This is a genomic window from Undibacterium sp. JH2W (genome assembly GCF_049340425.1).
Lineage (GTDB): Bacteria > Pseudomonadota > Gammaproteobacteria > Burkholderiales > Burkholderiaceae_D > Undibacterium.
In genome coordinates this window covers 207,311-219,647 of record NZ_JBMPOT010000012.1, presented here as the reverse complement: position 1 = coordinate 219,647, position 12,337 = coordinate 207,311, and the positions used below count along the sequence as shown (strand labels likewise).

Annotated in this window: 12 protein-coding genes; 8 read left to right on the top strand and 4 right to left on the bottom strand. The window is 51.1% G+C overall.

Translation table 11 applies throughout. The features are described 5' to 3' along the window. Positions 1 to 98: 98 nt before the first annotated feature. Both ACO0LC_RS19380 and ACO0LC_RS19375 read right to left on the bottom strand, forming a co-directional pair. On the bottom strand, positions 99 to 980 hold the full coding sequence (locus ACO0LC_RS19380) for a dienelactone hydrolase family protein (protein ID WP_423006090.1): 882 nt from the start codon (positions 978 to 980) through the stop codon (positions 99 to 101). Positions 981 to 1,093: 113 nt separating this feature from the next. Beyond that, on the bottom strand, positions 1,094 to 1,504 hold the full coding sequence (locus ACO0LC_RS19375; RefSeq protein ID WP_423006088.1) for a lysozyme inhibitor LprI family protein: 411 nt from the start codon (positions 1,502 to 1,504) through the stop codon (positions 1,094 to 1,096). 97 nt (positions 1,505 to 1,601) lie between these two features. Here ACO0LC_RS19375 and ACO0LC_RS19370 point away from each other — a divergent pair, with 97 nt between their 5' ends. Next, on the top strand, positions 1,602 to 1,850 hold the full coding sequence (locus tag ACO0LC_RS19370) for a hypothetical protein (protein WP_423006086.1): 249 nt from the start codon (positions 1,602 to 1,604) through the stop codon (positions 1,848 to 1,850). 220 nt (positions 1,851 to 2,070) lie between these two features. Here the strand turns inward: ACO0LC_RS19370 and ACO0LC_RS19365 are convergent, their stop codons facing one another. Continuing rightward, on the bottom strand, positions 2,071 to 4,143 hold the full coding sequence (locus ACO0LC_RS19365) for a hypothetical protein (RefSeq protein WP_423006084.1): 2,073 nt from the start codon (positions 4,141 to 4,143) through the stop codon (positions 2,071 to 2,073). Between the two features lie 341 nt (positions 4,144 to 4,484). Between ACO0LC_RS19365 and ACO0LC_RS19360 the strand changes: the two genes are divergently transcribed. The 5 genes from ACO0LC_RS19360 (at position 4,485) to ACO0LC_RS19340 (ending at position 10,284) form a co-directional block, all read left to right on the top strand. Further along, the gene (locus ACO0LC_RS19360; RefSeq protein WP_423006082.1) at positions 4,485 to 5,732 is read left to right on the top strand and encodes a putative Na+/H+ antiporter; all 1,248 of its coding nucleotides are present in this window, start codon (positions 4,485 to 4,487) and stop codon (positions 5,730 to 5,732) included. A gap of 22 nt (positions 5,733 to 5,754) precedes the next feature. After that, positions 5,755 to 6,744, top strand: coding sequence for a DUF4424 family protein (locus ACO0LC_RS19355; RefSeq protein WP_423006080.1), 990 nt, complete (start codon positions 5,755 to 5,757; stop codon positions 6,742 to 6,744). Between the two features lie 184 nt (positions 6,745 to 6,928). Beyond that, positions 6,929 to 7,912 carry a gamma-glutamyl-gamma-aminobutyrate hydrolase family protein gene (locus tag ACO0LC_RS19350; protein ID WP_423006078.1) on the top strand — a complete coding sequence of 328 codons (984 nt, stop codon included), beginning with the start codon at positions 6,929 to 6,931 and terminating at the stop codon, positions 7,910 to 7,912. 28 nt (positions 7,913 to 7,940) lie between these two features. Further along, a complete protein-coding gene (locus tag ACO0LC_RS19345) occupies positions 7,941 to 9,137 on the top strand; it encodes a cation:proton antiporter (protein WP_423006076.1) in 1,197 nt (398 codons plus the stop codon). A gap of 1 nt (position 9,138) precedes the next feature. Beyond that, positions 9,139 to 10,284 carry a YbdK family carboxylate-amine ligase gene (locus ACO0LC_RS19340; RefSeq protein ID WP_423006074.1) on the top strand — a complete coding sequence of 382 codons (1,146 nt, stop codon included), beginning with the start codon at positions 9,139 to 9,141 and terminating at the stop codon, positions 10,282 to 10,284. Positions 10,285 to 10,315: 31 nt separating this feature from the next. Here the strand turns inward: ACO0LC_RS19340 and ACO0LC_RS19335 are convergent, their stop codons facing one another. Beyond that, positions 10,316 to 10,696 carry a hypothetical protein gene (locus ACO0LC_RS19335; protein WP_423006073.1) on the bottom strand — a complete coding sequence of 127 codons (381 nt, stop codon included), beginning with the start codon at positions 10,694 to 10,696 and terminating at the stop codon, positions 10,316 to 10,318. Between the two features lie 205 nt (positions 10,697 to 10,901). On the opposite strand from ACO0LC_RS19335, the gene ACO0LC_RS19330 reads away from it, so the two are divergent. Together ACO0LC_RS19330 and ACO0LC_RS19325 are read left to right on the top strand one after the other, a co-directional pair. Further along, on the top strand, positions 10,902 to 11,462 hold the full coding sequence (locus ACO0LC_RS19330) for an HD domain-containing protein (RefSeq protein ID WP_423006071.1): 561 nt from the start codon (positions 10,902 to 10,904) through the stop codon (positions 11,460 to 11,462). 250 nt (positions 11,463 to 11,712) lie between these two features. Further along, the gene (locus tag ACO0LC_RS19325; protein WP_423006069.1) at positions 11,713 to 12,255 is read left to right on the top strand and encodes a cysteine hydrolase family protein; all 543 of its coding nucleotides are present in this window, start codon (positions 11,713 to 11,715) and stop codon (positions 12,253 to 12,255) included. The last annotated feature ends 82 nt before the right edge of the window (positions 12,256 to 12,337 follow it).

Below are 12,337 nucleotides of genomic sequence, written 5' to 3'. Positions count from 1 at the left end.
TTTCCTTGGGTGAGAATGAGTGAAGTAGTTAGATAGGTGGGTAGATAAGGCAAATCCGGCTTGCCCCGGATTTGTCAGGCTCAGGCTGGGGAAATGAATCAGGCTAGGCCATTGGCCTTGAACCAGGCCAGGGCACGGTTCCAGCCATCCTTGGCATCGGCTTCATTATAGCTGGGGCGGTAATCGGCGTTAAAGGCATGGCCAGAGTTTTCATAAACCTTGAATTCTGATTTGCTATTGCCTTTTTTGAGTTCGACTTCCATCTTGAAGATGGATTCTACAGAAATGCCCTGGTCTTTCGCGCCATACAGGCCCAGTACTGGGGTTTTCAGGCCAGCAGCGATATCGATAGGGTGCTTGGGTGTCAGTGCAGTCGCTTCGCCAACCAGGCGGCCATACCAGGCTACGCCGGCCTTGACACTGGGGTTATGGGCCGAATACATCCAGGTAATACGGCCACCCCAGCAAAAGCCGGTGATGCCCAGGCGCTTGGTGTCACCGCCATTATTGCCTGCCCAGGCTACGGCTGCATCGAGATCACCCATGACCTGCGCATCGGGCACCTTGGAAATGATTTCTTTCATCAGTTCGGCCACACTGGGTGCATTCCTGGCATCGCCCTGGCGCACAAACAATTCAGGTGCTATAGCCAGATAACCCTGCTTGGCAAAACGGCGCGCTACATCGGCAATATGCTCATGCACTCCAAAAATCTCGGAGATCACCAGGATCACCGGCAAATTGCTCTTGCCTTCAGGCTTGGCAAAATACAGCGGCACATCTGCCCCAGCCACGGTCAGTTTGGCTACGCCATCGGTCAAACCAGCACGATCAGTCTTGATCATGGTTTGCGCGCATACCGGCGCAACCGCTGCGGCAAAGCCGACACCAACTGCAGTCTGTATAAAACTGCGACGATTGACCGTCGTATTGTCTTCTGTACTGCCAACCAGGCTATTAAAGTCTTCGCGATACTGCATGGTGTTCTCCTGTAAGTTTTCTTCGTGGATGTACTTGCTGAAGTGAAACGTAGTATGAAACAGCAGTGAATTGTACAACCGATTCAGTGAACTTACTTGTCAGGCACTGGTGTTCAAGGTGCAGGCAGCAATGGAGGCGTGCTGTCTGCAAAAGTCAGATACGCTTGCCAGACATCGCGGGTACGGTTGAGTGTCAGGTCTAGCTGGCATTGTGCTATCTGGCGGTAGCGTATGCCGCCACCGGCCCAGAACGTGTAGACATCGCCGCAATGGGCGGAGCGGTAGTCTTCCCAGGCTTTTTGTGTCGTCTCCAGATTGATCCTGCTTTGGCTTGTCTGCTGCAGGCGCGACTTGGCGGCTTGCAGGTAGCTGGACAGTTTCTTGTTGGCCTTGTCCACTTCACCTGCCATGCACTGGGTTTCTTTTTGGGTAGCGCTCATGTTGGCGCACAAGGCTTTTGCATGTGCCGTTGTATTCGCCATGAGGTAGAACAGAGGCAGCATTGCCAAGTGCACAGATTTCATGATTTCCTTTTGCCAGGATGGGTTGACTGCATCCACACTGAAATAGTGCTCAGCAAATAATAGCATAAAGAAATTATATTTAAATTAACATGGACTTGTGGAAATTGTTTTCACTTCAAAGCATGCGCTGTTTTTTCCGGACGCAAGAACAGTGCAGACCCGCCAGGATAAATCTGTCAATGAATTAAGCACCCATACCCTGCTGCATGACGAGCACAGGCAAGACTGGTGCATGTGGCTGCAAGCAACTGCAGCGCAGCAAGTAGACTGGGATAGTGGCCCGGTGTTTGCCGATTCCAATGGCGCACTGGAAGCCGCCAGGCGCGGCCATGCAGTGCAATCTTAAAGAAGCTGTGATTAACCTTTTATTTCAAATTTTGCAGATGTAGGAGCGGCTGCAGCCGCAAATGCTGGATGCGGTTGACAATGACCGATACGGTGAAATGTTCGCGGCTAAAGCCGCTCCTACGGCATGAAGCAAGTGTTAGTTGATCCTGTTTCAAAAACACCCACTATTCGATCACGGCATGGCGGTCCATACTGCAACAAGGCTTCCTGCAATAAAATTATTTAGCCTTGGCACAAATCTCACGCCCAATTTCTAGCGCACCATTCTTGCTCAACCACGCGGCTGCTGCATCAGCTTTCAGGCAATGGGCCCAGGCCAGTGCTGTCACACCATTCTTATCTTTTGCATTCAGGTTCAGTTTGAATTTTGAGGCGGCCATCAGGTCCAGCAGATCGGGCTGGTTTTTGATGACGGCTTGCCAGTAGCTTAAAGAACCGTCCGGCAATGCATTATTGGGATTGGCACCAAATTCAATGAAGGTCTTGACCAGGTCTGCGCGGCCAGATTCTGCCGCAAAGTCCAGGGGATAACCACAAGCCTGACAGCCTGCTGCACTATTCACATTATTGTATTTTGTCAGCATGGCGCGTATCAGGTCTTCACGGTGAGGGCGGACGCCAGTAAAGCGCAAATATAGCATCAATAATTCACCAGAAATTTTCGTCTTCCCATTTGAGTATTCATAATTCTTGTCCAGGCGCAGGCCGCGGGCAATTAACTGTATGATTTTTTCTGGATAATGATGCGCAAAGATGCCTATGTTATTGGGGCTTTGTTGCGCAAACATATGGTTGATATCGGCACCCGCACTGATGAGAAAATCAACTTCTTGCCAATCCAGTTTCTTCTCATAGCTGGCCGCCTCCAGCACATTGGCAAGGATAGCTTCTGCCTCCGCGGGTGGCAATATCGTCCTGGCTTTACTGGCTTTATACTTTTCCTTGGCAGCAGCTAATAAGATCGCATAGGCTGGCTTACCCCAGGCATGTGACAAGACGCCATCGCGAAGAGGGTTGGCACCGTGATCGAGCAAACGCTGCACTGCTGCCAGGTTTTTGCTATCCATGGCATGGTCCATGAGGGTACGGTCATTGATAGCATCTGGCCCTGCCTGTGCCAGCAAGTAGTCAAAAACGGCAGGGTTGACTTTGCCGATATCGCGATACCGCTGTAATAACTCCAGAGCGACCGTCCAGTCTGGTAGCGTTGATTTTTTTTCCTGCTTTTCATGGGGAAATGCCAGGAATTTTTTTTCATTGAATTTTTTCAAAACACGCAAGCCCAGTTCTGCTGGCATGGATTGTGTGTGTTTGAGCAACTCCGTATTCGAGTAGCCATTTTCATAAGGCATAGGCGCTGTCAGGTGTGGCAAGACAGTTTGTTCGAATAAATCATAAAATTCTTTTTGCAATGGCAAGACTACATCCCAGTCATCATTGCCCCTGAGCAGGCCACTGCCGGCACTCAGCCATTGTGCATCGCCTTTCTCATTACGCGGCACCTGTCCGGCGAGTAACAGTTCTTTAAAATTATGAAGAATCGCTGCCCTGTCTTTTTCTTCCTTGGCTCCCATGTTAGGAAACCGGATCATTTCAGATGACAACCATTGCCCGCACAGATATTCCAACTGGGTTTCTGGTGAAAGCTTCCTGAACCAGGTCTTGGTGCTGTCTCCCAGACTGTCATAAGCGGCTTGTTTAAGATCAGGCAGTTTGTTGCCTGGGCATAGGGCGGTATCCGGCACTTCTTTGCCTTCGGGTCTTTGCTTCAGTGGTTCTGGTGCAGGAGGGGAAATGCCTTTCGCGGCGACCGGGTATAAGTCTATGGCCTCCAGCATGAAACCTTGCATGATGTAGTACACATAGCCGGTAGCGAGCTTCTGGGGCATGTAGGATTTTTGAGTAGGCGAGCTGACTTGTATGGAGGTGCCCGCAGGCAGTTTCATCAAGACTCTACCGTCCACCCACATGCCGCACGAGGTCTTCAGCACGCTTTCATTATTGAGTAGTTCGGACAATTTTTCTGGAGGCACGAAATCGCTCTTGCTAAAATTGGCATCCCATTGCTGCGCGCCGGACGGCATGCGATAAGCAAGCGCGCCATATACTTTCTCTACCCTGATAATGGCTGGACCATTTTTTTCGCGGGCAAAGTCACTGAGTAAATCATCTTTGCATCCTGCCATGGCACTGCCAGAGAACAGGCCAGTCAAAAGTACGAGGAAATATGGGATACGAAAATTATGCATATGAATTTGTGTAGTGTTGATCTCGTTGAAGCGGTTTTGCATGACAGGTGAGACGTCATATTGATAAACATGTGAAGCGCATCTCGTCGTTTCAAACTTGTTGACTATGGAAACCTGCCTTCGCTATTTCCTTTTATATCCATATAAATTTTCTTTGTTTTTGCAATGTACTCTCCAGCCAGTTTTCTTATTGATTTGATTGAGCGAGCTGAGAAACTCTAAAGCTGGAAATGGCAATCAAGCAGCTGCAGAACAGTTTTTTCTGGAGTATGGCAGGGGGCCGATAGGAAGATGAATATCGTCCCATCTTACACCGGTTTTTGTCCTAAGCCAGAGTAAGCTCGTGTAAGATATGTATCCATATTTGAGGAAAGAAAACAGTGATGACTTTAATGGAAACATTAGGTGCCGTGATCTTTGGCCTGGCCTTGTTGCATACTTTCAGCGCCAAGTTTTTTGAAGTATTGGCACATAAAAGTGTGACCCATGCGGGCCTGTTTCATTTGCTAGGTGAAGTGGAGGTCGTGTTTGGTTTCTGGGCCTTTGTACTCATCGTGGTCATGGCCCTGGTGGCGGGTGGTGACGCTGCCGTGAGCTATGCCGAATCACGCCAATATACCGAACCCTTGTTTGTCTTTGTCGTCATGGTGGTGGCCGCTTCACGGCCAGTATTGGAAATCGTTGCTCGCTTGCTCAAGAGCCTGGCTGCCTGGACGCCTGTGCCAGATGCTATCGCCATGGTCTGGTTCGGGCTGGCCGTGGTACCACTGCTGGGCTCGCTGATCACCGAGCCTGCTGCAATGACCCTGGCAGCCCTGATGCTGGCCCCCAAAATTTTTCGCAAGGATATGCCAGAATGGCTGAAATATGCTGCCCTGGGCGTGCTGTTCGTCAATGTCTCCATCGGTGGTACGCTGACTTCTTACGCCGCGCCGCCAGTGTTGATGGTGGCGGCGGCCTGGCAATGGGATAGCGTATTCATGCTGGCGACTTTTGGCTGGAAAGCCCTGGCGGCCGTGTTGTTCAATGCGACTGTCGTGACCCTGGTTTTGCGCAAACATATCGCTGCTGCAGCGAGTGAAGAGTCGGTACTCGTTGAGCCTGTACCGCTCATCGTCAGCCTGATCCATCTGGTATTTCTGGCAGGTGTGGTTTTGTTCGCCCATCACCCAGTATTTTTTCTTGGTTTGTTCCTGTTCTTCATGGGTTATACCCAGGCTTATGAACGTTACCAAAGTCCATTGATCTTGAAAGAAGGCTTGCTGGTAGGCTTCTTCCTGGCCGGTTTGGTGGTGCTGGGCGGCATGCAGCAATGGTGGTTGCAACCCATCGTGTCTGGCCTGGCTCCACATACTTTGTTTTTTGCAGCGATCAGCCTGACGGCCATTACTGATAATGCTGCACTGACTTACCTGGGTTCACTGATTGCAGGCCTGAGTGAGCAAGCCAAATACCTGCTGGTGGCGGGCGCTGTTGCCGGTGGTGGTTTGACCGTGATTGCCAATGCCCCCAACCCGGCAGGTGTGGCTTTATTGAAGCGTGGTTTCAATGATGAATCGATAGGCGCTCTGGGCTTGCTGCTGGGTGCTTTGCCGCCGACAGCGGTGGCGGCCTTGATGTTCTTGTTGTGAATTTGAGTTGAATGAAAGTGATATGAAAAAAATCTGGATACTTCCCCTGCTCTTACTCTCTTCATTCCATGTCATGGCAAACGATGGCATAGGCTCCCTCGGTGTCGGTGGCATCGTGTTCAGGAAAACCGAGGCTATCGCCATGAAGAAAGAGGTACTCAATGTCAGTTGGAAAAAAATATCGGTCGACTATGAGTTTCTCAACGAATCAGATGCGGACATTACGGAAACCATATTCTTCCCCTTACCGGATTATGAGGTAGATCCCTCGCCTCGTCACGCCGGGCAACCTGGTGGCTTTTCCATTAGCGTTGATGGTAAAGCAGTAGGGTATAAAACCATCATGCAGGCATTTGAATCAGCAAAAAGTACTGAGGACATTACAGGCGAGCTCAGGAAGATAGGCTTGAGCGATGAGCAGATTGCCTTCTTTCCGCAAGAAAGTCCTTTCAATGTCAAGCTCAAGCCGCTGAGCAAAAAGCAAATGGCGCAACTGCAAAAGAAAGGCTATCTGAAAGATTTAGGTGAACCCGTACCTGGCTGGACAGTGCGTGTCGCCTACCAGTGGCAGCAGAAGTTCCCGGCGGGAAAAATCATTCGTGTACACCATGAGTATGCACCTTTCCGGTCTGGTGGCCCCTCAGAATCGGGTTCCATGGATAAGCAGGTCAAGCCGTATTGCGCAGATAAAACCTATCTTGATTCCTGGCGCAAACTGCATGCCACTGACAAGGACAATGTGCGCGTCACCAATACCGTGGTTGATTACATACTCAAGACGGGCAATACCTGGAAAAATGGCATAGAAGACTTCACCCTGAACCTGAACAAGGAAAGCGCACAGGAATTGATTACCCTGTGCTTCCCGGGCGACTTCAAGCGCATATCACCGACAAAATTGCAGCTACATCTGCTGAATTTCAAACCGACGGAAGACTTGTCTGTGTTCTTTGGAAATATAGAATCCGGGGCAATGATGCCTGAAGAAGACCAGGCACCGCGGCTCAAATAAGGCATCGGTATGAGGGGCACGCAGGTTTATAAGTAGATGTTTGCCAACTATCTGCTAAGATGTGAGTAGCTGTTTACGGTCTTAAGCATGTGCGCGATCGTCAACAGCTTCCAAAGAAGCCAGTGGCAATACCGCAAGATGTAAGCACTTGAAGTTCACTTTTTCAGCAATGGATATACATGCCATGAGTGACGACAATACCAAGCCAGCATCTGAAGATACTTACAGCGCACAGCCAGCGCGGCCTGCGCCTGAAAGCCTGCCTCCCGCTCCAGCAGATCATGCCATCCAGCCTAAATATCTAGCCAATGAGTCGGCCTGGCGCAGTTTTGCACGCATTCTGACCGCACGCCTGCGCGCCAGTTCGATACGTACGGCAAAGAGTATTACCCACCGTACTTTGCGCATAGGTGTTTCTGCCAGGATATTTCATCCGCAAGCAGGGGCCAGGGGCTTGCCCAGCAAGACCCTGCAATACCTGGAAGAATCGATCGCCCAATGGGTCATGGCGCGGGATGTCATGGTTTTCATGATTCCCTCGGTCAATACCAATGGTTTGATACGCCCCAGCAATATACGCTTGCGCGATTATGCCAGCCACCTTGATGGCCTGGTTTTGCAAGGCGGGGCTGACGTGGCACCTGAGAGTTATTCCCAGCAATCCACCCGCCCCGAATGGGCTGGTGACCGCACTCGCGACATGTATGAGCTGGAACTCTTGCATGAGTTTATCGAGGCCGACAAACCCTTGCTGGGCATATGCCGCGGCTGCCAGTTATTGAACGTTGCTTTTGGTGGCAGCCTGCATCAGGACATCCTCACTGAAGTGCCGGGGGCCATCGCCCACGTTAATGACTTGTATGACCAGCATGGCCATGATTTGCAATTCACCCCGCAATCTTCATTGGCAAAATTATTTCCGACAGAGGTAGCTGCCAGGGTGAATTCCATCCATCATCAATCCATCAAGACCCTGGGGCGGGACATCAGGGTAGAGGCGATTTCACCAGCCGATAACATCGTTGAAGCCATACGCTATCAAAACGCCAAATTCGTGGTTGGCCTGCAATGGCATCCTGAATTTCATTTGACGGGGCAAAGTGATTTGCTCGATTGCACCCCCATACTAGACAGTTTTTTGCGCGCCGCCAGAGAAACCCGATTTTAAAAAAAGCCAGGCGCCTTGAGGAGATAGCATGACTGAGTTTTCCATCAACGTCAGCCAGATGGCCTGGCCCTGCATCATGGCGCTGGCATGGTTATTGGGTGATATCGCGTATCGAAGCCTGCGCCTGCCGCGTATCAGCGTGTATGCCTTGACTGGTTTTGTGTTGGTGAATCTGTTTCCCGATTATCTGACACCGCTGGATAATCATAGCCTGGTGCTGCTGGCGAATATCGCTTTTGGCCTCATCCTGTTTGAATTTTCCTATCGTATTAATTTGCGCTGGCTGAGCCTCAATCCCTGGATAGCCGTAACAGGCTTGCTGGAAGCCGCCGCTGCTTTTGCTGCCGTGTATTGCGTGGCATTCTGGTATGGCAGTACACAGTTGATGTCTTTGCTGCTGGGGGCACTGGCGATGTCATCTTCACCTGCTGCCGTGTTACGCGTGATTAACGAGCAACGCAGTTCTGGCCAGGTCAGCGAACGCATACTGCATTTGACTGCCATCAATTCTGTACTGGCAGTATTTGCCTTCAAGCTTATCCTGGTGTTTTGGGTCATGCAAACTTCTGGCGATTTCTTGCAAGCCTCGGCCCACAGTTTGCGTGTCATGCTGGTGGCTTGTGCCTCATTGCTGGCAGGCAGTGTATTTGGCATCTTGCTGCCTACGATTTTGCGCTGGCGTGGCCGGCAGGCGCAGGATGCGACCCTGGGCTTTGCTTTTGCGGTCATCGTGCTGGTGGCACTGATGCATGCCTGCGGTCTGTCCCCCATATTGGCGACGCTGGCCTTTGGCCTGATCGCCAGACACAGGCGCATCAGCCTGGGGCGCACCCAAAGAAACTTTGGGATACTGGGTGAATTGCTGACTGTCGTGCTTTTCGTTTTTGCTGCTTCCACACTGGACTGGCAACAGGTGCTGGCGGGGGCCATGCTGGGCGGCCTGCTCTTGCTCATGCGCCTGGGCAGCAAAATCCTAGTCACCACCTTGCTGGCACCGGTCAGTGGCATTTCCATGCGCAAGGGCTTGCTCACAGGTCTGGGGTTGGCACCGGTTTCTGTCTTCTTGCTATTGAATCTTGAGCAGCCCATCAGCTTTGGCATGGCTTACAACAATGAATGGTTTGCCCTGGTCGCCATGACCCTGATACTGGAAATTGCCGGGCCAATCCTGACCCAGTTGGCCCTGTTCGCCGCCAAGGAAACACCGGAAGAAATGGAGCAATAATATGCCACTGCCAGACTTCACAAATTCAGCCGCACTCTCGGTAGGAGTAGAGCTGGAATTGCAACTGGTCAGCCTGTCTGACTTTGATCTCACCGCTGCCAGCCCCGACCTTTTGCATTTGCTGGCCAAGCGGCCTTTTCCTGGCAATGTGACGCCAGAAATCACCCAGAGCATGATAGAAATCTGCACCGACGTGCACACCACACATCTGGACATCCTGCACCAGTTACAGGAAATACGCGACACCCTGGTGCATGCCGCTGATAGACTTAACATAGGCATTTGTGGTGGTGGCACCCACCCTTTCCAGAAGTGGACAGACCGCAAGATATTTTCCAAGCCACGCTTTGAACAAGTCTCCGCCCTGTATGGTTACCTGGCCAAGCAATTCACTATCTTTGGTCAGCATGTACACATAGGTTGCACCTCGGGTGATGATGCCCTTTTCTTGCTGCACTCACTCAATCGCTATGTGCCGCACTTCATTGCCCTGTCGGCTTCTTCACCCTATGTGCAGGGTGGGGATACCCTGTTCAATTCTGCCCGTCTTAATTCTGTGTATGCCTTCCCTTTGTCAGGGCGCGCGCCTTTCTTGCTGAACTGGGATGAGTTTTCCAACGTTTATTTCAGCAAAATGGAAAAAACCGGTGTCGTCAAAAGCATGAAGGATTTTTATTGGGACATACGCCCCAAGCCTGAATACGGCACCATAGAATTGCGCGTTTGCGACACCCCGCTGAATGTGGAAAGAGCCGCCGCCCTGGCCGCCTACCTGCAAGTCCTGTGCGCCTATCTGCTGGAAAAACGCGAAGCACCACCAGCCGAAGATGATTACCTGGTGTATAACTACAACCGCTTCCAGGCTTGCCGCTTTGGTTTTGACGGCGTCACCGTGCACCCCCAAACTTATGAAAAAACGCTCTTGCGCGAAGACATACTCGCCAGCCTCAGCAAACTCAAACCCCATGCAGAAAGCCTGGGGGCCCAATCTGCATTAAGCCATTTAAGCGAAGTCGCCCGCACCGGCAATGATGCACTCTATCTGCGTCAGCAATACCAGGAAAGCGGCAGCCCGGAAGGCATGGTGCATTCTGCCATCCACATGTTCCGCGACCGGCGCAGGCAGGTCAGGTGGGTGGCGATGTAGTTCTGTGTTGTCGGGATGACTTCTGCTCTTTTTATAAACCCATGGCGTGTAATTTAGCGCGATAGTCAGGGTTTGTCAGGCGCAGGCGTGAAGCGCGTATGTCACGGCGCAACTTGAAGATACCGGCGATTGTCATCAGCGCAACGAAGAAGAGCAGGGTTTGTTTGAAATAGTGAGTGAAAAACGCGCTGTCTACCAAGTGCAGCCATTTCATCAATGTTATAAAAGTGACGGCCATAAATATGCTACCTAGGACGACAAAGACGCTACTCAATACCAGCAGAGCAACTTTGCGCAGCCAGGGCTGCAAATCCCATTCAGTAATTTCCTGGTGCAGGTTGGTGCAGCCACAATTTTCACAATTGAAAAACGGTTGCCCTATGACATCAAGATAAGTGCCTGAATGCTGCAAGGGAGTTTTACACTTTCCGCATGAGATGTTTTGTATAATCATTGCTCGATTTGATCCTGTTAGCAGACTTGTCGGTAACAAGCATCGTCATGTTAGTAGCTGTGTCATGGATTTGGCAATCCACATCAGGCAGAATTGCCCCCTCTACCTACCTTGGTATGTGGTTGCTGCCAAACAAAGCATGGTTTTATTGAAAGGGATGCAAATGAATCACTGGACCCCGGATATTTACGAAAAAGCCTGGTCGTTTTCTTCGCGCCAGCATAGCGGGCAAACCTATGGTGGCAAGGTAGAAGGTGAGCGTGTGGAGTACATCAATCACATTGCCAGCGTCGCCATGGAAGTGATCTGGGCCTTGCAAGCTAATGTTACGGCAGATGGTGCATTGGCCGTGCAATGTGCACTCTTGCATGACACCATAGAAGACACCAGTGCCAGCTATGAGCAATTGAGGGCAGAGTTTGGCAAGGCCGTAGCCGATGGTGTGCAAGCCCTTTCCAAGAATACCTCACTGCCGGGCAAGGCTGAGCAGATGCGCGACAGTCTCAACCGTATACGGCAGCAACCGGCAGAAATCTGGATGGTCAAGATGGCGGATCGCATCACCAATCTGTATCACCCACCGCATTACTGGAGTAATGAAAAAATACTCGCTTACCGTGACGAAGCGCAAATCATCCATGATGAATTGCTGATCGCTGACTTTGGACTGGCGCAGCGTTTGCAGGCCAAGATCAATGCTTATCCGCAGTTCCTGAAAAAATAAATGTCCCGTGCTTGACTATTGCTTTTGCAATAACTAGACTCTCCGCATGAGATTTCAATTGACCACAATGACCGGCTTCACTACCACCACGACTACCACAGGTAGTAGCGGGGTTGGCTGGCGTATGTTTGATTGAGACATTACTGGTAGTGAGCAAACTACCTGATACAGCAAACCCCGCCAGCGATGAGCGGGGTTTTTTCTTGCCTGTACGCTGGCAAACTGACGATGAAAAAAAGGAGTCATAAAGATGGAGCAACAATCATATACAAACCCTGCCTTGCTGGTCATTGATATGCAGGTGGGCCTGTTCCAGGGCGGGCGCACTGTGCATGCAGCCGAGCAGGTGCTGGAGAATGTCAAGCTTGTGCTGGCCAAGGCGCATGCTGCCGGTGTGCCCGTGTTTGCCGTGCGCCACACAGGCCCGCAAGGCTCACCCATAGAAGCAGGTAGTCGCAATTGGCAAATCATGCCTGCACTGGAAATTGATTTGGCACGCGATACCGTATTTGAAAAGACCAGGCCCAGCTGTTTTGAAGGGACAGATTTATTACAGCAATTGCGCGCAAAAGGCATTCAGGAGCTCATCATTTGCGGACTGAAAACCCAGTACTGCATCGATACTAATTGCCGCGCTGCCAGCGAGCTGGGTTTCAAGGTCATCCTGGTGGAAGATGCACATAGCTGCAATGACACAGAGCTGCTTCCTGCCAGCACCATCATTGCGCATCACAATACGACTTTGCAGGGTTTGTTTGCCAGCCTGGTTAAGACTGAGGATTTGCATTTTTAGCGCTTCCTGCAAAAGCCGCTGGCCTCATGCGATCGAGGCTGGTGGCCAGCAAGAGGCAGGAGCGATGATGGAAATTGCAAAA

Bases quoted from the DNA above. Each gene is read 5' to 3' on its own strand.
- ACO0LC_RS19375 (WP_423006088.1), bottom strand. From the start codon at position 1,504: ATGAAATCTGTGCACTTGGCAATGCTGCCTCTGTTCTACCTCATGGCG.
- ACO0LC_RS19325 (WP_423006069.1), top strand. From the start codon at position 11,713: ATGGAGCAACAATCATATACAAACCCTGCCTTGCTGGTCATTGATATG.
- ACO0LC_RS19345 (WP_423006076.1), top strand. From the start codon at position 7,941: ATGACTGAGTTTTCCATCAACGTCAGCCAGATGGCCTGGCCCTGCATC.
- ACO0LC_RS19340 (WP_423006074.1), top strand. From the start codon at position 9,139: ATGCCACTGCCAGACTTCACAAATTCAGCCGCACTCTCGGTAGGAGTA.
- ACO0LC_RS19350 (WP_423006078.1), top strand. From the start codon at position 6,929: ATGAGTGACGACAATACCAAGCCAGCATCTGAAGATACTTACAGCGCA.
- ACO0LC_RS19355 (WP_423006080.1), top strand. From the start codon at position 5,755: ATGAAAAAAATCTGGATACTTCCCCTGCTCTTACTCTCTTCATTCCAT.
- ACO0LC_RS19360 (WP_423006082.1), top strand. From the start codon at position 4,485: ATGACTTTAATGGAAACATTAGGTGCCGTGATCTTTGGCCTGGCCTTG.
- ACO0LC_RS19380 (WP_423006090.1), bottom strand. From the start codon at position 980: ATGCAGTATCGCGAAGACTTTAATAGCCTGGTTGGCAGTACAGAAGAC.
- ACO0LC_RS19365 (WP_423006084.1), bottom strand. From the start codon at position 4,143: ATGCAAAACCGCTTCAACGAGATCAACACTACACAAATTCATATGCAT.
- ACO0LC_RS19330 (WP_423006071.1), top strand. From the start codon at position 10,902: ATGAATCACTGGACCCCGGATATTTACGAAAAAGCCTGGTCGTTTTCT.